Origin of the sequence: Oceanospirillum linum (genome assembly GCF_001995095.2) — a bacterium.
GTDB lineage: Bacteria > Pseudomonadota > Gammaproteobacteria > Pseudomonadales > Halomonadaceae > Oceanospirillum > Oceanospirillum linum.
In genome coordinates this window covers 1-404 of sequence record NZ_MTSD02000190.1, presented here as the reverse complement: position 1 = coordinate 404, position 404 = coordinate 1, and the positions used below count along the sequence as shown (strand labels likewise).

1 protein-coding gene is annotated in these 404 nt (G+C 48.5%); it reads right to left on the bottom strand.

Annotated elements, in window-relative coordinates:
- On the bottom strand, positions 1 to 404 hold a 404-nt coding region (locus tag BTA35_RS17265), incomplete at both ends, for a potassium transporter TrkG (protein ID WP_274378447.1).

The following is a 404-nucleotide window of genomic DNA, read 5'->3' as shown; positions in this document are numbered from 1 at the left end:
GAATAATGGCACTGGGGTGAACCAAACGTTTAATCTCACGTACCCCTTGCTTCAAAATCAGCAAGATACGTATCACTTTCATACCACCGCCCGTAGAGCCTGCGCAGCCGCCCACGAAAGCAGCTAAGAAAAGTGTAAAAGGTAAAACGCTTGGCCATTGCGAAAAGTCGGCTACGCCAAAACCTGTGGTGGTGGCCACCGACACCACTTCAAATAGGCCGTGACGTATGGCAATACCGATGTCGTAGGTCTGTGTCAGCCAAAGAACGGCGATAGTACCCAGCACCGTTGTACTGATCAAAAAGATAAAGAATCGGAACTCTGGATCGTGAAGATAATGGCGTATTGAGCGTTCACGCCAAGCCAAAAAGTGTAGGGAAAAGTTCACGGCAGAGATCAACATA